The sequence below is a fragment of the Synechococcus sp. LTW-G genome (genome assembly GCF_054459035.1).
In genome coordinates, this window is record NZ_JBTKYW010000006.1 from 97,931 (window position 1) to 121,559 (window position 23,629).

25 protein-coding genes are annotated in these 23,629 nt (G+C 64.4%); 16 read left to right on the plus strand and 9 right to left on the minus strand.

Annotated features, from left to right (window positions below; translation table 11 throughout):
* Positions 1 to 5: 5 nt before the first annotated feature.
* Complete coding sequence (locus tag ACXIQ9_RS10150) at positions 6 to 509, minus strand: hypothetical protein (RefSeq protein WP_010315393.1); 504 nt, start codon at positions 507 to 509, stop codon at positions 6 to 8.
* Positions 510 to 616: 107 nt separating this feature from the next.
* Here ACXIQ9_RS10150 and serA point away from each other — a divergent pair, with 107 nt between their 5' ends.
* From serA to ACXIQ9_RS10170, 4 genes are all read left to right on the plus strand, one after another.
* On the plus strand, positions 617 to 2,203 hold the full coding sequence (gene serA / locus ACXIQ9_RS10155) for a phosphoglycerate dehydrogenase (protein ID WP_296417946.1): 1,587 nt from the start codon (positions 617 to 619) through the stop codon (positions 2,201 to 2,203).
* Positions 2,204 to 2,208: 5 nt separating this feature from the next.
* Positions 2,209 to 3,120: a 50S ribosomal protein L11 methyltransferase gene (gene prmA, locus ACXIQ9_RS10160; RefSeq protein WP_424174436.1), complete on the plus strand. Its 912-nt coding sequence runs from the start codon at positions 2,209 to 2,211 to the stop codon at positions 3,118 to 3,120.
* Positions 3,121 to 3,299: 179 nt separating this feature from the next.
* Complete coding sequence (locus ACXIQ9_RS10165) at positions 3,300 to 3,599, plus strand: ferredoxin (protein ID WP_010310832.1); 300 nt, start codon at positions 3,300 to 3,302, stop codon at positions 3,597 to 3,599.
* A 133-nt stretch (positions 3,600 to 3,732) separates the two neighbouring features.
* Positions 3,733 to 4,095, plus strand: coding sequence for a hypothetical protein (locus ACXIQ9_RS10170; RefSeq protein WP_010315399.1), 363 nt, complete (start codon positions 3,733 to 3,735; stop codon positions 4,093 to 4,095).
* A 65-nt stretch (positions 4,096 to 4,160) separates the two neighbouring features.
* Here ACXIQ9_RS10170 and psbV read toward each other — a convergent pair whose 3' ends face one another.
* Together psbV and rnz are read right to left on the minus strand one after the other, a co-directional pair.
* Positions 4,161 to 4,670 carry a photosystem II cytochrome c-550 gene (psbV, locus tag ACXIQ9_RS10175; RefSeq protein ID WP_010315401.1) on the minus strand — a complete coding sequence of 170 codons (510 nt, stop codon included), beginning with the start codon at positions 4,668 to 4,670 and terminating at the stop codon, positions 4,161 to 4,163.
* 106 nt (positions 4,671 to 4,776) lie between these two features.
* Positions 4,777 to 5,727, minus strand: coding sequence for a ribonuclease Z (rnz, locus tag ACXIQ9_RS10180; protein WP_247479876.1), 951 nt, complete (start codon positions 5,725 to 5,727; stop codon positions 4,777 to 4,779).
* Positions 5,728 to 5,829: 102 nt separating this feature from the next.
* Between rnz and ACXIQ9_RS10185 the strand changes: the two genes are divergently transcribed.
* Positions 5,830 to 7,137 carry a SpoIID/LytB domain-containing protein gene (locus tag ACXIQ9_RS10185; protein ID WP_459016591.1) on the plus strand — a complete coding sequence of 436 codons (1,308 nt, stop codon included), beginning with the start codon at positions 5,830 to 5,832 and terminating at the stop codon, positions 7,135 to 7,137.
* A gap of 11 nt (positions 7,138 to 7,148) precedes the next feature.
* Positions 7,149 to 7,889: a glucosamine-6-phosphate deaminase gene (locus tag ACXIQ9_RS10190; protein WP_459016592.1), complete on the plus strand. Its 741-nt coding sequence runs from the start codon at positions 7,149 to 7,151 to the stop codon at positions 7,887 to 7,889.
* Here the strand turns inward: ACXIQ9_RS10190 and ACXIQ9_RS10195 are convergent.
* On the minus strand, positions 7,882 to 8,643 hold the full coding sequence (locus ACXIQ9_RS10195; RefSeq protein ID WP_459016593.1) for a YebC/PmpR family DNA-binding transcriptional regulator: 762 nt from the start codon (positions 8,641 to 8,643) through the stop codon (positions 7,882 to 7,884). The two genes, ACXIQ9_RS10190 and ACXIQ9_RS10195, sit on opposite strands and share 8 nt — an antisense overlap.
* 18 nt (positions 8,644 to 8,661) lie before the next feature.
* Positions 8,662 to 9,537 (minus strand): tRNA pseudouridine(55) synthase TruB, encoded by an 876-nt coding sequence (gene truB / locus ACXIQ9_RS10200; RefSeq protein ID WP_459016594.1) that lies wholly within the window; start codon positions 9,535 to 9,537, stop codon positions 8,662 to 8,664.
* 61 nt (positions 9,538 to 9,598) lie between these two features.
* Between truB and ACXIQ9_RS10205 the strand changes: the two genes are divergently transcribed.
* Both ACXIQ9_RS10205 and ACXIQ9_RS10210 read left to right on the plus strand, forming a co-directional pair.
* Positions 9,599 to 10,333, plus strand: a complete 735-nt coding sequence (locus ACXIQ9_RS10205; protein WP_247477175.1) for a queuosine precursor transporter — start codon at positions 9,599 to 9,601, stop codon at positions 10,331 to 10,333.
* A gap of 6 nt (positions 10,334 to 10,339) precedes the next feature.
* Complete coding sequence (locus ACXIQ9_RS10210) at positions 10,340 to 11,086, plus strand: class I SAM-dependent methyltransferase (protein ID WP_010315414.1); 747 nt, start codon at positions 10,340 to 10,342, stop codon at positions 11,084 to 11,086.
* 60 nt (positions 11,087 to 11,146) lie between these two features.
* On the opposite strand, the gene rpmA is transcribed toward ACXIQ9_RS10210, so the two are convergent.
* Both rpmA and rplU read right to left on the minus strand, forming a co-directional pair.
* Positions 11,147 to 11,410 carry a 50S ribosomal protein L27 gene (gene rpmA, locus ACXIQ9_RS10215; protein ID WP_010315415.1) on the minus strand — a complete coding sequence of 88 codons (264 nt, stop codon included), beginning with the start codon at positions 11,408 to 11,410 and terminating at the stop codon, positions 11,147 to 11,149.
* Positions 11,411 to 11,451: 41 nt separating this feature from the next.
* A complete protein-coding gene (gene rplU / locus ACXIQ9_RS10220) occupies positions 11,452 to 11,805 on the minus strand; it encodes a 50S ribosomal protein L21 (RefSeq protein ID WP_459016595.1) in 354 nt (117 codons plus the stop codon).
* Between the two features lie 143 nt (positions 11,806 to 11,948).
* Between rplU and ACXIQ9_RS10225 the strand changes: the two genes are divergently transcribed.
* The 3 genes from ACXIQ9_RS10225 to kaiC all read left to right on the plus strand — a co-directional run bounded on the left by ACXIQ9_RS10225 (position 11,949) and on the right by kaiC (position 14,799).
* Complete coding sequence (locus ACXIQ9_RS10225; RefSeq protein WP_459016596.1) at positions 11,949 to 12,794, plus strand: circadian clock protein KaiA; 846 nt, start codon at positions 11,949 to 11,951, stop codon at positions 12,792 to 12,794.
* 38 nt (positions 12,795 to 12,832) lie between these two features.
* Positions 12,833 to 13,180 (plus strand): circadian clock protein KaiB, encoded by a 348-nt coding sequence (gene kaiB / locus ACXIQ9_RS10230; RefSeq protein WP_010315420.1) that lies wholly within the window; start codon positions 12,833 to 12,835, stop codon positions 13,178 to 13,180.
* A 77-nt stretch (positions 13,181 to 13,257) separates the two neighbouring features.
* Complete coding sequence (kaiC, locus tag ACXIQ9_RS10235) at positions 13,258 to 14,799, plus strand: circadian clock protein KaiC (RefSeq protein WP_010315422.1); 1,542 nt, start codon at positions 13,258 to 13,260, stop codon at positions 14,797 to 14,799.
* Here kaiC and nblS read toward each other — a convergent pair.
* Together nblS and purD are read right to left on the minus strand one after the other, a co-directional pair.
* Positions 14,796 to 16,808 (minus strand): two-component system sensor histidine kinase NblS, encoded by a 2,013-nt coding sequence (gene nblS, locus ACXIQ9_RS10240; RefSeq protein ID WP_459016597.1) that lies wholly within the window; start codon positions 16,806 to 16,808, stop codon positions 14,796 to 14,798. The genes kaiC and nblS overlap by 4 nt on opposite strands.
* Before the next feature lie 24 nt (positions 16,809 to 16,832).
* Complete coding sequence (gene purD, locus ACXIQ9_RS10245) at positions 16,833 to 18,125, minus strand: phosphoribosylamine--glycine ligase (protein WP_459016598.1); 1,293 nt, start codon at positions 18,123 to 18,125, stop codon at positions 16,833 to 16,835.
* Positions 18,126 to 18,204: 79 nt separating this feature from the next.
* Here purD and ACXIQ9_RS10250 point away from each other — a divergent pair, with 79 nt between their 5' ends.
* The 5 genes from ACXIQ9_RS10250 to fabZ are packed head-to-tail and all read left to right on the plus strand — an operon-like array spanning position 18,205 to position 23,626.
* The gene (locus tag ACXIQ9_RS10250) at positions 18,205 to 19,251 is read left to right on the plus strand and encodes a hypothetical protein (RefSeq protein ID WP_459016599.1); all 1,047 of its coding nucleotides are present in this window, start codon (positions 18,205 to 18,207) and stop codon (positions 19,249 to 19,251) included.
* Entirely contained in the window at positions 19,248 to 19,997 is a 750-nt protein-coding gene (purC, locus tag ACXIQ9_RS10255; protein WP_010315429.1) for a phosphoribosylaminoimidazolesuccinocarboxamide synthase, read from the plus strand. The genes ACXIQ9_RS10250 and purC overlap by 4 nt, the downstream gene beginning before the upstream one ends.
* A 50-nt stretch (positions 19,998 to 20,047) precedes the next feature.
* Positions 20,048 to 22,309: a BamA/TamA family outer membrane protein gene (locus tag ACXIQ9_RS10260; protein ID WP_459016600.1), complete on the plus strand. Its 2,262-nt coding sequence runs from the start codon at positions 20,048 to 20,050 to the stop codon at positions 22,307 to 22,309.
* A gap of 10 nt (positions 22,310 to 22,319) precedes the next feature.
* A complete protein-coding gene (gene lpxC / locus ACXIQ9_RS10265) occupies positions 22,320 to 23,162 on the plus strand; it encodes a UDP-3-O-acyl-N-acetylglucosamine deacetylase (RefSeq protein WP_459016601.1) in 843 nt (280 codons plus the stop codon).
* 5 nt (positions 23,163 to 23,167) lie between these two features.
* A complete protein-coding gene (gene fabZ, locus ACXIQ9_RS10270) occupies positions 23,168 to 23,626 on the plus strand; it encodes a 3-hydroxyacyl-ACP dehydratase FabZ (RefSeq protein WP_255439364.1) in 459 nt (152 codons plus the stop codon).
* Positions 23,627 to 23,629 lie beyond the last annotated feature (3 nt).

The following is a 23,629-nucleotide window of genomic DNA, read 5'->3' on the forward strand; positions in this document are numbered from 1 at the left end:
CGCTCCTAGTTGTCGCCGAGCCGCACCACGCTCTGGGGATTGGCCTCCTTGAGCCGGGTCCAGGGCACCTCGACGCCGGTGGCGGTTTCGAGCAGTAGCAGCCAGTTGCCCTCCTCGAGGCGATTGCGCAGGGCGCGGATGCGGTCGTCGCTGTCGGAGCTCACGCTGGCCGCCGCGGCGTAGCTCCCCATCAGGCCTGAGCCCAAACCCAGCAGGCCGCCGATCAGATGGGAGCCCACCTCGCCCGCAAAGGCAAAGGTGTCGAGGTCCGTCATGAAGGTGAAGGTCACGCCGGCGAAGAAACCAAAGGGCATCAGCCAGGTGGCCATCCCTTTTTGGCGCCGTTTGCGGGCGATCGAGGGGTTCAGCTCATCCACCTCGGCCATCGCGGTTTCTCCAGTCCCCACGGCGACGAGACGCACCGGGGCAGGGCTGAGGGAGGCCAACTGTTCCTTGAGTTGGTGCAGTCGCTTTCGCGACGAGAGCACCACCACCACGCTGCTGCCCACGGAGTCACGCTTCAGACCAGCCGATTCTCCATGCTGCGGCCGGCCGTTGTGGCGGCTTCAAGGTCCCTCTCTACACTTCACCTCCGGCCGCTCCACCCCGCCGGGTCATGACGAAGGTTCTGGTATCCGATCCCATCGATCAAACAGGGATCGACATCCTCTCTCAGGTGGCCCAGGTGGATGTGCGAACGGGCCTGCCGCCTGAAGAGCTGAAGTCGATCATTGGCGACTACGACGCCTTGATGATTCGTTCGGGCACCACGGTGACCGCGGACATCATCGAGGCCGCCACCAAGCTGCGGATCATTGGCCGGGCCGGTGTGGGGGTCGACAACGTCGATGTCCCGGCGGCCACTAAGCGCGGCGTGATCGTCGTGAACTCGCCCGAGGGCAACACCATTGCCGCCGCCGAGCATGCACTGGCACTGATGCTTTCGCTCTCCCGGCACGTGCCCCACGCCCACGGCAGCACCATGGCCGGTGGCTGGGACCGCAAGAAGTACGTCGGAAACGAGCTCTATAAGAAAAAGCTGGGCGTGGTTGGCCTGGGCAAGATCGGCTCCCACGTTGCCCGGGTCGCGAAGGCGATGGGGATGGACGTGATGGCCTACGACCCCTTCGTCTCGGCGGAGCGGGCTCAGCAGATGCAGGTGCGTCTGCAGGAGCTGCCGGCCCTGTTCGCTGAAGCCGATTACGTCAGCCTCCACCTCCCCCGCACCCCGGACACCGAAAACCTGGTGAACGCGGAACTGCTGCGGACGATGAAGCCCACCGCGCGCATCGTGAACTGCGCCCGGGGCGGAATCATCGATGAAGCGGCCCTAGCTGAGGCGGTCGAGAACGGCGTCATCGCCGGTGCAGCACTGGACGTCTACGCCAAGGAGCCCCTGGCCGCCGATAGCCCCCTTCGCAAGGTGAGCGAGCGGCTGATCCTGACCCCCCACCTGGGGGCATCCACCGAAGAGGCCCAGGAGAATGTGGCGGTGGATGTGGCGGAGCAGATCCGCGATGTCCTGCTCGGTCTTCCCGCCCGCAGTGCCGTGAATATCCCCGGCTTGAACGCCGAGGTGATGGAGCGCCTGAAGCCCCATCTGCAGCTGGCCGAGATCCTGGGTCAGTTGGTGAGCCAGCTGGCCGGCGGCCAGATCAGTGAGTTGGAGGTGCGTCTCCAGGGCGAATTCGCCAACCACCCCGCCCAGCCCCTGGTGATTGCCTCCCAGAAGGGCCTGCTCTCCACCGCCCTGGGGGATTCGATCAACTTTGTGAATGCCGGCCTGGAAGCCAAGGAGCGCGGTATCCACGTGGTCGAGGTCAAAGATGATGCCGCCCGCGACTTCGCCGGTGGTTCGCTGCAGCTCACCGCCAAGGGCGCCAACGGCAGCCATGTCGTCACCGGTGCGGTCTTCGCCGATGGCGAGCTGCGGGTGACCACGATCGATGAGTTCCCGGTGAGCGTGACCCCGAGCAAGCACATGCTCTTCACCCGTCACCGCGACATGCCCGGAATCATTGGCCACATCGGCTCGGTCCTGGGCGAGCACAACGTCAACATCGCCTCGATGCAGGTGGGCCGCCGGATCGTGCGCGGTGATGCCGTGATGGTCCTGAGCCTGGATGACCCCCTGCCTGCCGATCTCCTGGCGGGGATCCATGCCATTGAGGGTATTCAGCAGGCGCACCCCGTCACCCTCTGACACCGATGGCCTTGGCTTGGTGGCGGCTTGAGCTGCTCGCGCTTCCGGAACTCGAGGAATCGCTGACCTGGAAGCTCAACGCCCTGGGGATTCCCAGGGTGGCTCTGCGGCACAGCCCCGACCAGCCCCAGGACCGGAAGTTGGTGGCCTGGCTGCCGGCGTCCGATTGGCCGGAGAGTGAACGGCAGCAGCTGGAGCAGGCCCTCCAGCCCTTGGCTGAGACCTTTGGCTTGACCCTGCCGACCATCCACTGGTTTGAGCAGGACGACGAGGACTGGAGCCTGAGCTGGAAGCAGCACTGGGAACCCGATCCCGTCGGTCAGCGCCTGTTGATCCTTCCCGCCTGGCTGGAGCTGCCCCCCGAGCACGCCCACCGCCAGGTCATCCGGATGGACCCCGGCAGTGCCTTTGGCACCGGCAGCCATCCCACGACGCGCCTCTGCCTCGAGGCGATCGAGCAGCTGGCGGATGAGCGCGGCGGAAGCTTGGGGCCCATTCGTGTGGCTGACCTGGGCTGCGGCAGCGGGATCTTGGGCATTGCCTCCCTGCTCGAGGGCGCCGGCAGCGTGGCTGCAGCCGACACGGACTCCCTGGCGGTGCGCGCCACCCGAGACAACGCCGTGGTGAGTGGGTTTGCCGAGCAGTTCCAGGTGGACCTGGGCTCAATTGAACGCCTGGCGGAGCTGCTGGAGGGGCGTCCTGCTGACCTGCTGCTCTGCAACATCCTGGCCCCGGTGATCGAGGCCCTCTGTCCAGCCTTTGACACCGTTCTGGCCCCCGAGGGCCTGGGCCTGCTCAGTGGACTGCTGGTCAGTCAGGCCCCCCGCTTGCAGCAGGTTCTGGCGGAGCAGGGCTGGAGCGCTGAGCTCAGCGCCCAGCAGAGTCAGTGGGGACTGATGACCATCAGGCGCTCCTGACAAAAATCCGAAACCGTGGCTTGTTGCATAAGTCACGCTGATGTGTGCCCATGCTTCCCATTGGGCTTCGCCTTGAGATCCCCTCGAAACCCCAGGAACTGCCCTTGTCGGATGTAGGAAGGGTCCGTCCTACAGGGCCTGGGTGTTTTGTCCAGGAGCCTGTGAGCCCCATTCCTTTCATGGCTTCCTACAAGGTCACCCTCATCAGCGAGGCAGAGGGCCTCAACAAGACCATCGAGGTTCCCGACGACCAGTACATCCTCGACGCCGCTGAAGAGCAGGGCATCGATCTCCCCTACTCCTGCCGTGCTGGTGCTTGCAGCACCTGCGCCGGCAAGATCACCGCTGGCACCGTCGACCAGTCCGACCAGAGCTTCCTCGACGACGACCAGATCGAAGCTGGTTTCGTTCTGACCTGCGTGGCTTACCCCACCAGCGACTGCACCATCAAGACCCACGCCGAAGAAGAGCTGTACTGAGCTCGACCCGGGGCGTGCCCGTTCACGCCCCGTCTCTTTGTGCTTTCAGAACCACCCCCCGGGGTGGTTTTTTTGTCTTTAGTCCCCGCCTGCCGTTGTGACTCCCTCAGCCTCGGGTTCAACCCTTCCTCAGGTGCAAGAGGTGTATGCGCCAGGTAGCGAGCACACCAGTCCTGGTGCGCAGTACAGCTTTCGGGTGGTTGGCCCCTGCTGCCGGCTGTTTGACCGTGAGGAGCTGCCCTGGCCCTGCTGCCGGCTCTCCTGGCGCAGCAAGGAGCCCAGCTGGCGTCGTGTGGGCAAGCGCTTCGTCCCTGACCTGGCGGCCCGCCGGTGCCCCTCCTATGCGGTGGAGCTGTTGCAGCCGGGTTCCAGGCCCACCCAGACCGTGCTGACGCTCTTCTCTCAGCGCCTCAGTGCGCCCCTGCAGGAGTGGTGGTACAGCAAGCAGCCCACCTCCTGCGATCCCAGCAACCTCACGCCGCCGGAGGCGGCCTGATCTGGGGCATAAAAAAAGCCCCGCCGTGATGGCGGGGCTTTGCTGTCGTTGAGGTTGAAGCGAGATCAGAAGTAGATCTTGCCGCCGCCCCACTGGGGACCAAGCACTTTGGGAGCGGTCAGGATGAAGCCGGCCATCAGGCGCAGGTCTTCGTCGTTCATGTTCCGCATCTGCACGAAGACGTCGCTGCTGCGAATGCTGGGGTGCACGTCGGCAATGCTGTACTCGCCGTCGTAGCTGGTCGGGTCCTTCATGTAGTCGACCAGGGCCTCAACGTTGTCACGGGCCGGGGTGGCCAGGGCCAGGGTCTCGGGGTCGAGGCCAACGTTGTGGTTGGTCTTGGTGATGCCGCCGGCGTGGCAGACGCCGCAGCTGTTGTTGAAGGTCTTACGACCTGCGTTGACTTCCTGCTCGCTGAAGGTCACGGTTGTGCCTGCGGCATCAGCGGGCACGGTGAGCTGCTCAGCAGTCCACTGGGCGGCCTGGGCAGGGCCGGCAAGACCCACCAGCAGAGCCAGGGGCAGAAGCATCAGCCGGGCCAAGGACCGGAGTGCAGAGGAGAAAACAGAGGCCATCGAAAAAGCCGGCGACGTGGCGTTTAAAACGCGCCTGAGTCCTTGTATCACGGCTGGCGGGCCCGCTGGTTGACCGCGGCCAAGGCACTCACGAACTGTTGCAGGCCTAGGGCTCCTGGGCGGCGACCTCGAGGGTCAGGAAATCCTTCGCCAGCAGCGTGTTGGGGAAGATCGCCTGGGCCTCCGCCAAGAGGTCATCTGGGGTGACGGGATTGCCGGGCACGTAGCGCGGGCTGAGGTGGGTCAGGGCGAGCTGCTTGACCCCTGCCGCCAGGGCGGTTTGGGCGGCCATGGTGCTGGTGGAGTGCTGTTTGGCGAAGGCCATTTCGGCCTCGGCATGGGCGAAGGTGCTCTCGTGGATCAGCAAGTCGGCGCCGGCGGCCAGCTCCACGGCCGCTTCGCTGAAGACGGTGTCGGTGCAGTAAACGACGCTGCAACCCGGACGGTCGGGGCCGCAGAGGGCTTCCCCGTTGATGATCCGGCCGTCCTCCAGGGTGACGCTGCGGCCGGCCTTGAGCTCGGCGTAGATCGGCCCAGGGGGGATTCCCAGGGCTTTGGCCTGTTCCACGTCAAAGCGCCCAGGGCGGGGCTTCTGCTCCACCCGGTAGGCGAAGGCCGGCACCCGGTGGATCAGCGCGGTGCAGCGCACGGTGATGTCATCGTCATCCAGCAGCAGCGCTCCAGTGCGGGCTGCCTCTTTGACCCGATGGCTGCGCAGGGGATAGCCAATGCGCATGGAGGAGGTGCGCATCACCCCCTCGAGGTAGTCCCGCAGGGGATCCGGTCCGTAGAGGTCGATGCCGCTGCAGGTCCCGGCCAGCCCGAGGCTGGCCAGCAGGCCCGGCAGGCCAAAGGTGTGGTCGCCGTGCATGTGGGTGATGAACACCCGACGCAGCTGGCTGACCCGCAGCTCACTGCGCAGGAACTGATGCTGGGTGCCCTCGCCGCAATCAAACAGCCAGATCTCCGCCCGCTGCGGCAGGCGCAGGGCCACCGCTGACACATTGCGGGCTCGCGTAGGGACTCCCGAGCTGGTGCCGAGGAAGGTGACCTGCACGGCCGGTGTTCTCCCCGGTCTCTCTGGATCGATCGTGCCATGGCGGGGCTGGCACGGCTCGCCCGGGCTGGTCACAATGGCCTGCCTTTCCCCTTGGGGTCGATGCCGCGGCGCACCCATCCCCAACTCGCCGCCCTGGTTGCGGGGATCTGCATGGCGATGGCCGTGGCCCCATTGCGCGCGGCGGAGCCCTGGTTGCGGGTGTTGGTGCTGGAGGCCCCCAGCCTGCGCCTTAGGGCCGCTTCACCCTCGGGTGGCCTGCGGGTCCTGGATGAGCGCGGTCAGCAGCTGGGACTGGAGCCGTCCGGGGCTGAGCTGCGTTTTGAGGCACAGCGCCAGCAGAAGGAGCTGTGGTTCGAGGCGGTGCCTGAAGCCCAGGGGCCTGATCGTGATCCAGGCCTCTGGCTTGGAGCGCGTCACTACCGCGGCCGCCTGCAGCTGCGGCGTCAGGGGGGCCAGCTGCAGGTGGTCAACCACGTGCCCGTGGAGACCTATCTCCCCAGCGTGGTCGGCAGTGAGATGCCAGCCAGTTGGCCCGAGGCGGCCCTGAAGGCCCAGGCGGTGGCAGCCCGCACCTACGCCCTGAAGGCGCGCAAGCCCGCTGCGGCCTTCGACCTCAAGGCCACCGTGGCCAGCCAGGTCTACAAGGGGGTGGAGGCGGAAACCGCCAGCACCTGGGGGGCGGTCAACCAGACCCGCGGTCTGGTCTTGACCTTTGGCGACGCCCTGATTGATGCGGTCTTCCACAGCAGCAGCGGTGGAGCAACCGAGAGCAGCGGGGACCTCTGGACCCGCCATCTGCCCTATCTGGTCAGTGTCCCCGACTTCGACCATGCCTCGCCGGTGCACCAGTGGAGCAAGCCCCTCGATGGGCCCCTGTTGCGCCGGGCGTTCCCCGAGCTCGATCAGGTCCTGGCGATTGAGGTCCTGTCCAGAACGCCCACCGGCCGGGTCAAGCAGGCGCGTGCGGTCGGTCGCGGCGGCCAGCAGGTGCTGCTGAGCGGTGCCCAACTCCGGAGCCGCCTGGGCCTGCGTAGTACCTGGGTTCGCTTTGAGTTGGCCCCGACCATGACCTCCAGCGTTGAGCCGTTCGGCTTGACGGCCAGTCATGCCCCCCTGGGTTGGCCGGCACCACCGCCGCCGCTGCCTGCCTTCTCCCTGCCCCAGGCCCGTCCACTGCCGGGGGCGGCTGTTCAGCTGGTGGCCGTCGGCCGCGGCTATGGCCACGGCATCGGCATGAGCCAGTGGGGGGCCCTGGCTTTGGCCCAGCGGGGCGAGAGTTTTGAGGCGATCCTTCGCCACTACTACCGCGGCGTGCAGCTGGAGTCCTATGGGGCCCTGGCGCAACGGGCCAGACCTCAGCCAGGCTTAAAGACGGAGGCATGGCAGGCGATGGCCCCCCGTTTGTGAGCACTCAGCTGATGACCCTGACGCGGGCTGCCGATGGCGGTGCCGTGGCGGAGTTGGTGGCTAGTCGTCTGCTGGAGGCACTGCGCTCCGGGGGCAACCTGGGCCTGGCCACGGGCCGGACGATGCGGCCGGTCTACGGCGCCTTGGTGCGGCAGTGGCGCCAGTTACCCGCCGAGGAGCGTCAGCGGCTCCTGGCGGGATGGTGCAGCTTCAACCTCGATGAATACGTCGGCCTGGGTGCGCAGGACCCGCGCTCCTTTGCCGCGTTTATGCAAGCTCAGCTGGGGGCACCGCTGCAGCTCCCCCCTGGTGCCCTGCGGATTCCCAATGGTCTGGCGGCTGATCCGCAGCAGGAGGCCCGGCGATACCGCCAGGAGCTCCAGGGGGCTGGGGGCATTGGGCTGCAACTGCTGGGCCTCGGCAGCAACGGTCATGTGGGCTTCAACGAGCCCCCCTGCGGCCCAGAGCTGCCCTGCCGGGCCTTGGCCTTGAGCCAGGCCACCCGGGAGCAGAACGCCGCGGACTTCGGCGGAGACCCGGCATCTGTCCCCGATCAAGCCATCACCCTGGGGACGGCTGAGATCCTCGGGGCCCGTTCCCTGCTGTTGGTGGTGACCGGCGCGGCCAAGGCCGAGATCCTGCGGCGCTCCCTGCAGGAGCCGCCCTGCGAGCAGGTTCCCGCCAGTTGGTTGCAGCGCCATCCCCAGTTGGAGGTGGTGGCGGACCCGGAGGCGGCCTCTGCCCTCAGCTAAGGGCGGCGTCCATCAGAGCTTCGTCCGCCTCCAGGTTGGAGGTGACCATCCGCACGTCGTCCAGCTCTTCGAGGGCATCGAGCAGCTTCAGGCAGCCGGCGAGGGTCTCGGGATCCTCCAGCTGGCAGGGGGTTTGGGCAATCCAACGGTGTTCCCAGCTGCTCACGGGCAGGCCGGCACTGCGGAGACTGTCCTGCAGCGATTCCAGTTGTTCAAAGGCGCCGAGGATGTCTGCGCCGTCGGCATCGATCTCGTAGCTCAGCACCGGCTCCTCAAGGTTGAGCAGCTGCTCCAGCAGGACCTCGTCCTGCAGGCCGGCTTGGCTGAGGCGCACGACGCTGCGGTGCTCGAAGAGGTACCCGACGCAGCCGGTCTCCCCGAGGTTGCCGCCGTTTTTGTTGAAGGCCAGCCGAATCTCCGCGGCCGAGCGGTTGCGGTTGTCCGTGAGCGATTCGATCAGCACCGCCACGCCACCGGGCCCATAGCCCTCGTAGCGCACCTCTTCAAATTGATCGGCTCCGCTTCCCCCCTGCCCGGAGCCCTTGGCGATGGCCCGCTCGATGTTGGCGTTGGGCACCCGCGCCGCCTTGGCCTTCTCGATGGCGGTGCGCAGTTGGAAATTGCCCGCGGGGTCTGCGCCGGCCCGGGCCGCCACCATGATTTCCCGTCCCAGCCGCGTGAAGACTGCTCCGCGCTTGGCATCCACCACGGCCTTGGTGCGTTTGATTTGGGCCCATCGGCTGTGGCCGGCCATGCGTGATTTCCGAGTGAACTAGCCCGCGGCGTCGAGCACGAGCTTGGGTTGGAGTTGCCCAGGGGAGGCGACCCGGGCCATGCCCGCCAGGTTGCCATCTGGATTCACGACCACAACGGCGTCCTCGAGTGCCCAACTGGGGTCACAGTCCTGCAGGCGCCCGCAGCGCCAGCCCGCGAGCCCCTCCTCGTCCAGCCGGTGTTGGGGGAGGTGGCGCAGGACCTCCAGGGGGTTGAGCAGCGCGGGAGGTGCCCCCTCCAGTTGCTCCAGGGTGACGCTTTGCGCCAGGTCAAAGCCCAGGGCTTGGGTTCGCCGCAGGCGCGCCAGGCTGCCACCGCAGCCCAGGGCCTCGCCAAGGTCTCGGGCCAGGGAGCGGATGTAGGTGCCAGAGCTGCAGTGCACCTCCAGGTCGATCTGCCCTTGGGTTGGATCCCAGCCCAGCAGCTCCAAGCGGTGAATCGTCACCGGGCGGGGGGGCAGCTCAGGGCACTGGCCGGCGCGGGCCAATTTGTAGGCGCGCTCTCCATTGACGTGGACCGCTGAGACCGCCGGAGGTCGCTGTTGAATCGCCCCGCGAAATGGGGCGAGCGCCTCGCCGATGGCCTCTGGGCTGAGGTTGGGAAGGGGGCGCTGCTCCAGGACCTGGCCCTCCAGGTCATCGCTGTCGGTTGTGACCCCCAGTTGGATGACCCCCCGATAGGTCTTGTCGCTCTCCAGATAGGGGAGCAACCGGGTGGCGGGCCCCAGGGCAATGGGCAGCACACCGGTGACTGCGGGATCCAGGGTCCCTCCATGCCCCACCCGTTTGAGCCCGTAGGCCCTGCGAATCCTTGAGACACAGCTGTGGGAGCTCATCCCTACGGGCTTGTCCAGTACGAGAAAGCCGCAGGTCAACGCTGGATTGAGGCGAGCACGCCGCAATGGTGCCACCGTGTGGCACAGCTGAGGCCCCCCAATGCCCGTGGATGAGGCGCTGCAACAGCGGCGGGAGCTGGCCTTTCTCGTCCTCTCGGGTTTGTTCCTTGGAACGATGGGGATGTTGAACATCCTTGGCCTGACGCGCTTCCTGCAGCTCGGCCAGATCGGCTCATGGCCGGTGGTGGTGGCGGTTGGAGCCCTCCCCTATCCGGTGACCTTCCTCTGCACGGACCTGATCAGTGAGATCTGGGGCGAGCAGCGGGCCAATCAGTTGGTCTGGGTGGGCTTGCTGTTGAACGGTTGGATCGTCCTGGTGCTCTGGCTCGGCGGTGTGTTGCCGGGTCTGCCGGGGGCGCCGGAGGAGACGTTTTTTGCCGTTCAGGGCTTGGCCTTTGGCGCGATCGGAGCGTCAATGGCGGCCTACATGGCGGCCCAGTTCACCGATGTCCGCCTGTTTCATTTCTGGAAGCGGCGCACCGGTGGTCGGGCGCTTTGGTTGCGCAACAACGGCTCGACCCTGGTCAGCCAGTTGGTGGATACGACGGCGGTGGTGCTGATCAGCCACTACGCCGCCCACGTCCTTCCGGTGCGCGCGGATCTTCCGGTGGCGCCTCAACTGCTGAGCTTCATTGCCAGTGGCTACCTGTTCAAGGCCCTGGCGGCCTTACTGGACACCCTGCCCTTCTATTGGCTGACGGCCTGGCTCCGCCGCTGGTTGATGGTTCCCGGGGCTGGGGCGGAGTTGGGACCTGAGCAGCGACCTCTACGGTGATCTGCCATGACCGTCACCGCCGCTCTCTCCCTCGATCACTTTCTCTCCGGAGGATTTGATCTACGCCAGCATCTGGCCTCCCATCTCCAGCTCACGGCAGCGGAGCTGGAGCAGCAGTTGCCGATGGCGACTGAGGCCCTGGCCGCTGCCCACCCTGGGGCCTTTGATCCCGAGCAGGCGGGGAGCTTCTACGAGAACGAGGTGGGCCATGCCCATCTGCTGGAGCTCGCGGCTTGGCACCTGAGCAGTGCGGATTACATCGCGGATACCCTGCGCTTGCAGGCCATGTTTGCCAAGGGGCAGGTCCTCGACTTCGGCGGCGGGATTGGCACCCATGCCCTGGCGGCGGCGGCCCTGCCTGAGGTCGAGTCGGTCTGGTTCGTCGACCTCAACCCCGCCAATCGCGCTTTCGTGACGGAGCGGGCGGAGCGCTTTGGCTTGGCCCACAAGCTGCGTTGTTTCCGCGACCTCGGCGACGCCGCCCTGCCCGAGCGGTTTGACACGGTGGTGTGCCTGGACGTCCTTGAGCACCTCAACGATCCCTCGGCGCAGCTCGAGCAGTTCGCTCAGCGGATGGGGCCGGAGGCGATCGCCCTATTGAATTGGTATTTCTTCCAGGGATTCAACGGCGAATATCCCTTCCACTTCGATGATCCGGCCCTGGTGGAGCGCTTCTTCCGCACCCTCCAGGCCCGCTTCCTGGAGGTGTTCCATCCCTATCTGATCACCACCCGCGCCTACCGCCTGGCCTGAGGCCCGGCCACAAAAAAGCCGGCACCTGGGTGCCGGCTCAATCAACTGTGGTGCTGGGTTTCAGCCGAGGGCCACGTTGATGCGCTTGCGGGTGCGCAGACCGCGTTTGATGGTGTCGAAGCTGACAACACCGTCGACCAGGGCGAAGAGGGTGTCGTCAGCACCGCGGCCGACGTTGTTGCCGGGCAGTACAGAGGTGCCGCGCTGCCGGATCAGGATCGAACCGGCGCTGACGGATTCACCGCCGTAGCGCTTCACGCCAAGACGCTTGGCGTTGGAGTCGCGGCCGTTACGGGTGGAGCCGGTGCCTTTCTTGTGGGCCATGGGGGAGGAAGCTCAGGAGTTCAGGAGAAGGATCTGGAGGTTCAGGCCAGTGCTTTGCCGCCGACGCTGATGGACTTGACCATCACGCGGGTGAGCTCCTGACGGTGACCGTTCTTACGGCGGGTCTTCTTCTTAGGGCGCATCTTGTAGACGATGACCTTCTGGCCGCGGCGGTGAGCCATCACCTGCAGCTCAACGGTGGCCCCTTTGACGTAGGGCTGACCCACGTTGGCGGCCTTGCCGTCGTTCACCAGCAGCACGTTCTCGAGGGTGAGGGTGCTGTCGACATCGGCGTGGATCCGGTTGAGGTCGTAGTAGCGGTTGGGCTGAACCCAGACCTGGGTACCCGAGGTCTCAACGATGGCGTAGGGGCCGGTTTGCGAATCAGTACTCATGACAGAAGGGGCGTGGTCAGGCTGACGGGAGGACGCCGTCATTGCGGCCTGCCACGGCAATTGGAAGACAAACAACGAGTTTCACCGCTCGAGGGCACTCCCGTCAACACTGAGGTCACTTGCCAGGGCTCCAACTCAGGGCCATGACCCAGCCGGCGCTCACTATTGCTTCGCTGCTGTCGGACCCTCGTCTGGTCAAGGCTGCCACCAGCTGGCTGAAGGGTGAGCGCTACTGCCTGGAGGACCTGGGCTCCCTTTCCGACCCGATCGCTGAATTGCTCCAGCGGCGGGATGCCTTTGATGTGGTGCTGCTGCAGCAGGGTGTCACGCCCTCAGAGGCCCTCCAAGGGTTGCGTCAGCAAGGGGTGCTTCTGCCGGCGGTTGTGGTGGGGGAAGTCAACGGCCGCGTCGATTACCACGAGGCGGAGGTGCATCTGCCCCAGGACCAGCTTGAGCAGGTTGTCTACAGCCTGGATGCCGCGGTTTCGCGCTTCCTGCGCAAGGGACTGTCTGCCCAATCGGAGTCGGGCGGTGAGTCGGCCTCGACGCCGCTGTCCTGGCGGCTACCCAATCGACTTCAGGGGCGCCTGGGCTACCTGGGGGTCTTCTACAAGCGGGATCCGTCCCTGTTTTTGCGCAATCTCCCGGAGCCTGACCACGGCGAGTTGCGCCAGTCGTTGCAGCGGGGCTACCGCGACATCCTGATCAGTTACTTCAAGGATCCTGCGGCGGCCAACCAGGCGATCGAGAGCTTTGTCCACAGCGCCTTCTTTTGCGATCTCCCGGTCAACAGCGTTGTTGAGATCCACGTGGATCTGATGGATTCCTTCTGGAAGCAACTGCGGCTTGAAGGCCATAAAAACGATTTTCTTCAGGATTACCGCCTTGCGCTTTTGGATGTGATGGCCCATTTGTGTGAGATGTACCGGCGTTCCATTCCCCCGGATCTCCCCTTGGCGGAGCCACCGCCTGGTGAGGCCGTTGGTTAGTTCTTATTCGTTCCATTTGTCTTAAGGAGGTGATTCCGATGAGTCCACGCAAGACCTACATCCTGAAGCTCTATGTGGCGGGAAACACGCCCAACTCGATGCGCGCATTGAAGACCCTCCGGAATATCCTTGATACGGAATTTCAGGGTGTGTATGCCCTGAAAGTGATTGATGTTCTGAAAAACCCTCAGCTCGCTGAAGAAGACAAGATCCTGGCGACGCCCACCCTCGCCAAGATCCTTCCGCCACCGGTGCGTCGAATCATTGGTGATCTCTCAGATCGGGAGAGGGTTTTGATTGGTTTGGATCTCTTGTTTGAGGAGCTCAGCGATGAGGCCTTGTCCGAGTCCTTGTTGGACCAGGATGCGGTGGGTGATCTTGTGTGAAAACCAACGTTTCCTTCACAAGAGCGGCTGTCATAGCCGTGAAAACGAACTAGATTTCTGACAGGACCATCCTCCCCATGCAGGACCCCAGCCCACAGTCCAATCATCTCGCCTCGGTCCAAAAGCTGCCGACGGGGATTGAGGGGTTTGACGACGTTTGCCAGGGCGGTCTCCCCATTGGTCGCTCCACGCTGATCAGTGGGACATCGGGTACGGGTAAAACCGTGTTCTCGCTGAACTTTCTCTACAACGGCATTCGTCAGTTTGACGAGCCCGGGATTTTCGTCACCTTTGAAGAGTCACCGCTCGACATTCTCCGCAATGCGGCCAGCTTTGGCTGGAATCTTCAGGAAATGGTGGAGCAGGACAAGCTGTTCCTGTTGGATGCCTCCCCTGATCCGGAAGGGCAAGATGTTGCTGGCAGCTTCGATCTGTCAGGCCTGATCGAGCGAATTAACTACGCGATCCGTAAATACAAGGCTCGGCGTGTGGCGATCGATTCGATCACGGCCGTTTTTCAGCAGTACGACGCGGTCTCGGTCGTGCGCCGCGAGATCTTCCGCTTGATTGCCCGCCTGAAGGAGATCGGCGTCACCACGGTGATGACCACCGAGCGGATTGATGAATACGGTCCCATCGCCCGCTACGGGGTGGAGGAATTCGTCAGCGACAACGTGGTGATCCTCCGCAATGTCTTGGAGGGGGAGCGCCGCCGGCGGACGGTGGAAATCCTGAAGTTGCGCGGTACCACCCATATGAAGGGGGAGTTCCCCTTCACCATGGGCTCCCACGGCATCAGCATCTTCCCGCTGGGGGCCATGCGCCTGACCCAGCGCAGCTCCAATGTCCGCGTGAGCTCGGGTGTCCCCCGTCTCGATGAGATGTGCGGCGGCGGCTTCTTCAAGGATTCGATCATCCTGGCCACCGGTGCGACAGGGACGGGTAAGACCCTGCTGGTCAGCAAGTTTGTGGAGAACGCCTGCGCCAACAAGGAGCGGGCCATCCTCTTTGCCTATGAGGAATCCCGGGCCCAGCTGCTGCGCAATGCCACCAGTTGGGGGTTGGATTTCGAGGAGATGGAGCGCCAGGGGCTGCTCAAAATTATTTGTGCCTATCCCGAATCAACGGGCCTGGAGGATCACCTCCAAATCATCAAGACCGAAATCAGTCAGTTCAAGCCATCGCGGATGGCAATCGACTCCCTCTCGGCCCTGGCGCGGGGCGTGAGTCATAACGCCTTCCGTCAGTTTGTGATCGGCGTGACCGGTTACGCCAAGCAGGAAGAAATCGCGGGCTTCTTTACGAATACCTCCGAAGAATTCATGGGAAGTCACTCGATTACCGACTCCCATATCTCGACGATTACCGACACGATCCTGCTGCTTCAGTACGTCGAGATCCGTGGTGAGATGGCCCGCGCTCTGAACGTCTTCAAGATGCGTGGTTCCTGGCACGACAAGGGAATCCGTGAATATATCATTACGAGCAACGGCCCTGAAATTAAGGACTCCTTCTCGAACTTTGAGCGGATTATTAGTGGTGTGCCTCACCGCATTGACCACGATGAGCGCAGCGAGCTCTCGCGCATCGTGAAGGGCGTTGGCGAGGGCCAGTTCTAGATCCCGTCACCCAAATTGCTGGTGCTTCGCCGTTCGGCCTGCAGGCGCAGTTCCGTGTCGTCAGCGTCTTCGAGGGGCAGGTCAAACCAGAAGGTGGTGCCCACATTGAGTTCGCTCACCATGCGAACGGTGGCACCGTGCTTCTCCAGGATGCCCCGCACGATGGAGAGTCCCAGACCAGTTCCCACTTCGGTGTGAACAGCGTTCTCGACCCGGTAGAAGCGATCGAAGATCTTCTCCTGGTCTTCTCGGGAGATGCCTGAACCGGTATCGGAGATCTCCACCCGAAGCTTTGGCAGCTGCGCCGTCAGCTCGCAGGCGGGGTTGTCCGGGTTGGCCGCGGTGCTGGGGTCAATCGTGCAGATGTCAGGCCAGGGGTAGGCCCGCAGGCTTAGGCGGCCCCCGGCGGCGGTGAACTTCAGGCCGTTGCCCACCAGGTTGTCGAGCACCTGCAACAGCAGGTCCCAGTTGCCGCGAACCCGGGGCAGCTCGTCGGTGACATGAAGGTCGAGCTCGACGCCTTTTTCCTTGGCGTTCAGCTTGTAGTTGCGCAGGGTTTGCTCCATCGCCGGACCCAGCTCCACCGCTTCCATCGACCAGGCCCGATCGCTCTCCAATCGTGAGAGATCGAGGACGTCATTGACGAGGCGTGTGAGGCGATCGGTCTCGGCGTTGGCGATCGCCAGAAAGTCCTTTCTGTCCTCCTCGCTGAGCTGCTCGCCCATGTCGTGGAGGGTCTCGACGTAGCTCTTGATGTTGAAGAGCGGCGTGCGCAGCTCATGGGAGACGTTGCTGATGAAACGGCTCTGGGCGGCGTTGAGTTCCACCTCGCGGGTGAGGTCTTGGACGGTGACGGCGATGCCCTTCAGGGTTTCGCCGCTGGCATCGCGCACGGACTGCAGAACGATGCGCAGGGTGCGCGGCGGTTCACCAAAGCTGCAGCGCACATCGCTGCTCTCCTTGTCGTTCTCCAGCAGGCTCTCAAGGGGGGTCTGCAACTCGAGGTTCAGTCCCTCGGGCAGTTCCTCCACCAGGCGCGTGCCCTCCAGATTGCGGCCCTCCCAGCGGAACAGGCGCCTGGCGGTGGGGTTAACCAGCACCACCCGCCCTTCGGAATCCAGCAGCAAGGCCCCATCGGCCATGGTCGCGATCAGCGATTGCTGCTTCACCTGGGCGGCGGTGAGCTCTTCGATGTTGGCTTCGTTGTAGGCCTCGAGCTGGGAGGCCATGTCGTTGAAGCCGTCCAGCAGTTCCCCCAGTTCACCGCCAACGGGCAGGGCAATGCGCGCCTCGAAGTCCCCCCCTGCGATGGAGCGCACCCCCCGCAGCAGCTCCTTGACTGGCTGGGTGATGGTCAGGGCGTTGAAGACGGCCCCCAGGATCACCAAGATCCAGATCGAGATGAACACCGCCACCGTCACCTCGCGGCTCAGGGCGGCACTGGCCAGGGCGGCTTCGTTGGGGTTGATCCCCAGGGCCAGCACACCCATGTAGCGCCCATCGGCAACCAGGGGCACGAAGACATCGGTGACCTGACCATCGGGGGTCAGGTGTTGCCGGATCAGTGGGTTCTGCGGACGTTTGGAGAGTTCGGCGGGGAGTTCCAACTTGCGGCTGAGCAGCAGCTCACTGCTGCCGCTGGTGCCGCTGATGGGGATCCCCAGGTAGATGATCCCGTCGGGATCGGCGAAGAAGATGTAGCGAAGGCTGCGGCTGGATTTCCAGAAGCGTTCGGCGACGGCCGCCAGCTCCCGGTCGTTGCCCTGGGCCACCAGCGGTGTGACGTTGGCGGAGAGCAGCAGGCCCAGGTCGCGGGCAAAGCGGGTGTCACTCATGCGCACATCCGCCTGGATGCCGTTGAGCGCAAAGAAGGTGATGGCCGTCATCACCAGGCTGACCACCAGGGTTGCGGCCGCCAGCAGCTTGGTTTGGAGGCTGAATTCCGCCCACCAGCGCACCAGGCTCTGCCACCAGCGGCGAGGGGCAAGCGGTGTGGAGCTGCTGGTCAAGGTGCTGGGATCGGCGGCGGAAGCTTAGTGGCTCCGGACCTGGTGGCCGATGTCGCGGCGATAGGTCATGCCCTCAAAGTGCACCTGCTGGAGGCCCTCGTAGGCCTTGGCGAAGGCGGCATCAAAGTCGCCTGCTTGGGCCACCATCGCCAGCACCCGGCCCCCGTTGGTGTGGCAGACCCCGGCTTCATCCCGGCGAGTTCCGGCATGGAACAGCTGCAGATCGGCGCCGTTCTCCACTGAGCTCGAGATGAGGTCTCCCCTGCGGATCTCCCCGGGATAGCCCTGGGCTGCGGCAATCACGCAGGCACTGCACTGGTCCTGGATGGTCAGGCTCGGGGCAGTCTCCAGTTGGCCGGTGGCGCAGGCCAGAAGGACCGCCGCAAACTCCGGCCCCATCAGGGGCATCAGGGTCTCGCATTCGGGGTCCCCGAAGCGGCAGTTGAACTCGATCACGCTCGGACCGGTTTCAGTGAGCATGAGGCCCGCGTAAATCACCCCCCGGTAGCTGATCCCCCGGGCCTGCAGGGCCGCCAGGGTGGGATCGAGCACGAGCCGTTTGACCTCCTCGAGACCGGCTTGATCCAGCAGTGGGGCCGGGGCATAGGCCCCCATGCCGCCGGTGTTGGGGCCCACATCCCCTTCCCCAATCCGTTTGTGGTCCTGGGCCGGGGGCAGCAGCACCATGCGCTCGCCGTCACTTAGGGCAAAGACCGAGACCTCGGGGCCGTGGGTGCGCTCCTCCAGCACCAGGGAGGCTTCGCCTCCAAACCGTCCAGCAAAGATCTCTTCAATGGCGGCGCGGGCTTCGTCCACGCTCTCGGCCACGGTCACCCCCTTGCCGGCGGCCAGTCCATCAGCCTTCACCACCAGGGGCTTGCCCTGGGCGTCGAGGGCACGTAGGGCTTCCTCTCGGCTGTTGGCCTTCCAGTAGCCCGCCGTGGGGATGCCGGCCTCCACCATCAGCGCCTTGGCCCACTGTTTACTGGCCTCCAGCTGGGCGCCGTCCGCTCCAGGGCCGAAGACGGCAAAGCCAGCCTGGCGCAGGCGATCGCCGAGGCCCGCGGCCAGGGGGGCTTCTGGACCCACCACGACCAGGTCAATCCTTTCGTCTTGGCAGGCCTTCAGCAGGGCGTCCTGATCGCCCTCGCTGATGGCCAGCTGGATGCAGCCCTCGAGTTCAGCGGTGCCGCCGTTGCCTGGGGCCACCCAGACCTGCTTGACGCCAGCGCTGCGGGCCAGGGCCCAGGCCAGGGCGTTCTCCCGTCCGCCTCCTCCGACGACCAGCACGTGTTGCGGGGCAGCGGGCGCGGTCATGGAGGGCAGGAGGCGGGTGGTTCGTTCGGTGATCACAGCGGTTAGCTCCCCTAGGTTGTCCCCCAGAAGACCGCTGCCGGTGCCTTTCCTTCTTTACTCGCCGGTGGGGGCGCGCCGGCGGCAGCCGTGGGCTTGGGGCTTGGCGCTGCTTCCCTTGGTGCTGGCTGCGGCCCTGCCCGCCGAGGCCAAGTTGCCCTTCATTGGCGATCTGTTTCGCGGTCAGCCGAAGCCCAAGGTCCAGGGACCCTCGGCCCCAGAACTCGAAGGGAGCACCCCGGAAGCGGAGTTTCAGGAGCTACTGAAAACCGGGGACCTACGGGCCCTCAACCTGGCCTGCCAGGAGGCCACCAGCTTTGACTTTGTGACCCGTTTGCAGCTGCTCCAGCAGCGGTTGTTGACCGTGGCCCCACCGCCCCAGCCCTTCCCGGTGGTGTTGGTGAATGCCAATGCTCTGCTCAGCTGCCGGGCCCCCGATGCGGCCCTGGAGGTGCTGAACCGTTTTGGTCCGGCTCCCGGTCTCGAGCGCGAGCAGTGGTTGGTGCAGCGCTGGCGCGCCGCCATGGCTGGTCTGCATCACGACTTGGCGGCGCGCCTGTTGGAGCAGTTGACCGCGGCTGATCCGGAGCGCCTGGAGACCCTGGCCCTTCCTGTACGGGTGAATGAGGACGGCACCGTGCTGACGCGGCCTGCCCTGGATCTCTACGTCGAACACCTGATCGTTCTGGAGCGCCACCAGGAGGCGGCGGCGTTGCTCTTGGCCGGACGACGACCGGGTCAGGTGGCGGCGGAGCGCTTGAGCCAAGCGGTCGCTCTGCTTGCGCAACTTCCCTTGGCCGAACGCGATCAGCTGATGGAGCGCGCCCTGGATCAGGCGGCGGCGGCCCAGGCCTGGGGCCTGGCCATCGCCTTGCTGGAGCAGCAGCGCGTCTTGATCGAATCCGAGTCCGGCGCGGTGGCGGAGCGCTCCCGCGCCCGCCTGAGCCGTCTGAGCCAGCGCCTGGATGATGCCTACAGCGAGTGGGCGATCACCCGGCAAGATTCAGGACAAAGCGCAAGGGCCGACGCATTGCAGCAGCAGTTGCGTTCCCCCCGCGATCCCGGAGGCCACGCCGCACCGCAACCATGACCGCTTACACCCTCGGATCTCTCCTCTACGAAGGCAAGGCCAAGCGCGTCTTCCAGACCGATCAAACCGATTTGGTGGCGGTTGAGTACAAGGACGACGCCACCGCCTTCAACGCCCTCAAAAAGGCCCAGCTGGCGGGCAAGGGGTTGATGAACTGCCAGATCTCGGCGCGGCTGTTCGAGTTGCTCGAGCGGGAGGGGATCGCCACCCACTACCTCTCTCTGCAGGAACCCAACTGGATGTTGGTGAAGCCGGTTCAGATCGTTCCGGTGGAAGTGGTGGTGCGCAACATCGCCTTTGGCTCGCTGTGCAAACAGATGCCGATCGAGCCCGGCACCCCCTTGGATCCGCCGCTGCTGGATCTCTATTACAAGGACGACGCCTATGGCGATCCCCTGCTGACCGATGCGCGACTGGAGCGTCTGGGGGTGCTGACGGCACCCCAGCGCCAGGAACTGGAGCGTCTGGCCATGGCCGTCAACGCGGTGCTGCGTCGCTTTTTTGCCGAGATCGCCCTGGAGCTGGTGGACTTCAAGATCGAACTGGGTTTCACCACCGACGGTCAGCTGGTGGTGGCTGATGAAATCAGTCCCGATACCTGCCGTCTCTGGGACAGGAACGTCAGTGGCGATGCCCAGGAGCGGATCTTGGACAAAGATCGCTTCCGTCAGGATCTCGGCGGTGTGGTCGAGGCCTACGGGGAGGTTCTCAAACGGGTCCAAGCCGCCTGTCCAGAACCCCGCTGAGCCAAGTAGGTTCGGCGGCATTTGCGGTTCGCCGCTCCAGTCCCCGTTCCATGGCTGCAACCCGCAACGGCAAGAACCACGCATGGAGCCTGGGGCTGGCACTGACGTTGCCCCTGGTCGCTGGGGTTGGCCCGGTCTGGGCCCAGGACAAGAGTCCGGAACCAGAGGACCCTGCACCGGTAGACCAGCCTGCTTCTGAGACCCCCAGTTCCAGACCATCACTTGCCCCCAGCACCAGTGATTCCTTGGCGCCAGCGGCTCCCGCTGAGCCCCAGGTGCTGATCAGTGAGGTTGTGGTCCAGGGGGCTGCGGGACATCCGGAGCAGGAGCGGATGGAGATCGCGGTGTACGACGCGATGGCCACCCGTCCCGGCAGTCGTGTCACCCGCGCTCAATTGCAGACGGATCTGTCCGCGATCTACGCCAGCGGTTGGTTCTCCGACGTCCGGATTCAGCCCGTCGATAGCCCCCTGGGCGTCCGGCTCGTGGTCACGGTCGTGCCGAACCCGGTGCTCACCACGGTGGACCTTGAGGGCGTTAGCGAGACCACCAAGCTTCCGGACAACCTCATCCCTGACATCTTTGCCGCGGACTACGGCAAGACCCTGAATCTCAACGCCCTGCAGGCCCGCATCGCTGAGCTGCAGAAGTGGTACGCCGATCAGGGCTATTCCCTCGCTCGGGTCACCGGTCCAACCCGTGTCAGCCCCGCGGGTGTGGTGCAGCTGCTGGTGCGTGAGGGCACCGTGGCGGGTGTCGAAGTGCAGTTCCTCAATAAGGAGGGCGACAGCACCAACGACAAGGGTCAGCCGATCCGCGGCAAAACCAAGACCTGGGTGGTCACCCGAGAGATTTCGATCAAGGCCGGCGACACCTTCAACCGCCGCCAACTGGAAGACGACATCAAGCGTCTCTATGGCACCGGTCTATTCGGTGATGTGAAGGTGACCCTGCGCCCGGTCGCGGCTGAGCCGGGTGCCGTCACCATCGTCCTGGGTGTGGTGGAGCAGTCCACCGGATCCCTCTCAGGTGGTCTTGGTTACAGCCAGAGCCAGGGCATTTTTGGTCAGATTCAGCTTCAGGACAGCAACCTCTTCGGGCGCGCCTGGGATCTGGCCCTGAACGTCACCTATGGCCAGTTCGGCGGATTAGCAGACCTGTCCTTCACTGACCCCTGGATCAAGGGTGACAAGTACCGCACCGCCTTCCGCACCAAGCTTTTCCTGAGCCGGGAAGTTCCCCAGGTATTCCAAAGCCAGCAAAACGGCAACTTCTACACCGTCTCGGATGTTTCTCAAGGCTTTTTCAGTGCCCCCAGTACTGCGATCGCTTATCAGAGCAACTCCACCGTCTTGACCGGTCCCTATGCCTCGGTGACAGCAGCTAAGGCTGCAAATCCTCAGCTCGGCGACAACAACAACTGGTTCCAGTTGGATGGCAATGCCGTCGCGATTCAGCGGATCGGCGGCACGGCGTCTTTGGCTCGACCATTGAACGGCGGTGATCCGTTCAAAAAAGCACCGTGGAGTGTGGTCGTTGGCCTGAATGCCCAGCAGGTGAAGCCAATCAACTTTGCAGGGGATGCCATGCCCTATGCCGTTGCCTCCAACAACTTCACTGCTAACGGAACAACCACCGTCAACAATGTGATTTGCGTTGCGTACAACTGCGAAAACGGCGCAACGACGAACCAATTGGTTGGTCTGAGGGTTGCCGCCTCGATGAACACGCTGAATGATCCTCGAAATCCAACCAGTGGCAATTTCTTGAGCGTTGGTTCTGAGCAGTTTTTCTCCGTTGGGCAGGATTCACCCACGTTCAACCGCCTCAGGGCCACTGGAACCCACTACATCCCGGTGAACTGGTTGAAGTTCTATAAAGGCTGCCGCCCCAAGCCCGGGCAGAAGGAAGATTGCAAGCAGGCCCTCGCTTTTCAGGTTTCTGTAGGAACAAACCTGGGCAACATGCCCGTCTATGAGGCCTTCTGCTTGGGTGGCTCAAACTCCGTACGCGGTTACTACGACTGTGATCTCGGCGTCGGTAAGAGCTTTGGTGAAGCCACGATTGAATATCGATTCCCCATCTTCAGCATCATTAGCGGGGAGGTTTTCATCGACGCTGGCACCACCTTTGGCAGTCAGGCTGATGTACCGGGCAACCCAGGATCTCTGTTGGAGAAGCCTGGACAAGGTGTTTCTCCTGGTCTTGGCGTAATCGTGACCACGCCCGTCGGTCCACTCCGTTTGGAGGTGGCCAGCCAGGACTTCACTGACGAATACCGCTTCAACCTCGGTGTGGGTTGGAAGTTCTGAGGCGGCTCCTGTGACCCTTTGGCCCAGCGATTACAGCCAGGCGTGGACCCTGGCTCAGCCCGTCGAGCGCTCCGGTGTGGGCCTCCACAGCGGTGCTCAAGCCAGGGTTCGGCTGGAGCCTGCGGAGCAGCCGGGTTTTTACGTGGGTTGGCTCAACGCCCCTGAGCGTCCCCACGTCCGCCTGCAGCCCTCCCAGGTCTGCGAAACCCAGCTCTGCACCGCCCTGCAGCTGGGTGAGCAGCGTCTCGCCACCGTGGAGCATCTGCTGGCTGCCCTGGCCGGTGTCGGGGTGACCTCGGCGCTGATCCTGGTGGATGGCGAGGAGATTCCCCTGCTGGATGGCTCGGCCCAGCCCTGGGTTGAGGCCTTGGCCGAGGCCGGCCTGCGCTGCCTCGGTCCCCGTCCTGAGGCTGTGCCTCTGGCCGCACCGATCACCCTGCAGCAGGGCCAAAGTTTTGCCACGGCGCTCCCGAGTGATCGCCTGCGTTTGGGGGCAGCCATCGAGTTCCCCCATCCCGCCATTGGCCGTCAGCTGTTCAACCTCGAACTCACCCCCCAGGCCTTCGTCGATGAGATCGCCCCGGCCCGCACCTTCGGCTTCAAAGACCAGGTGGATCAGCTGCGGGCTGCGGGCTTGATTCAGGGCGGTGCATTGGATAACGCCCTGGTGTGCGATGGGGAGGGTTGGCTGAATCCCCCGCTGCGCTTTGCCGACGAGCCCGTGCGCCATAAGCTGCTTGACCTATTGGGCGATCTCGCCTTAGCGGGACTGCCTTTGGCCCAAGTGTTTGCCTTCCGTGGCTCCCATGGACTGCACACCGCCTTGGCCGCCGCTCTGGTTTCTTCTCGCTGAGTTCCTTGTCTTCATCCGCCACCCCTTCCGCCCCAGTTCTGACCAGCGAGCAGATCCAGGGGCTGCTGCCCCACCGCTATCCCTTCGCCCTGGTGGACCGGGTGATCGAGCATGAGCCGGGCAAGCGGGCGGTGGCGATCAAGAACGTCACCTTCAACGAGCCCCAGTTCCAGGGCCATTTCCCTGGTCGCCCGCTGATGCCAGGCGTGTTGATCGTCGAGGCCATGGCCCAGGTGGGGGGCTTGATCGTCACCCAGATGCCGGATCTCCCGAAGGGGTTGTTTGTCTTCGCAGGGATCGATGGCGTGCGCTTCCGCCGTCCGGTGGTGCCGGGTGATCAGTTGGTGATGACTTGCGAACTGCTGTCGCTCAAGCGACAACGGTTCGGGAAGGTCAAGGCGGAGGCCACGGTGGACGGACAGCTCGTCTGCTCCGGCGAATTGATGTTCTCCCTGGTCGACTGAATT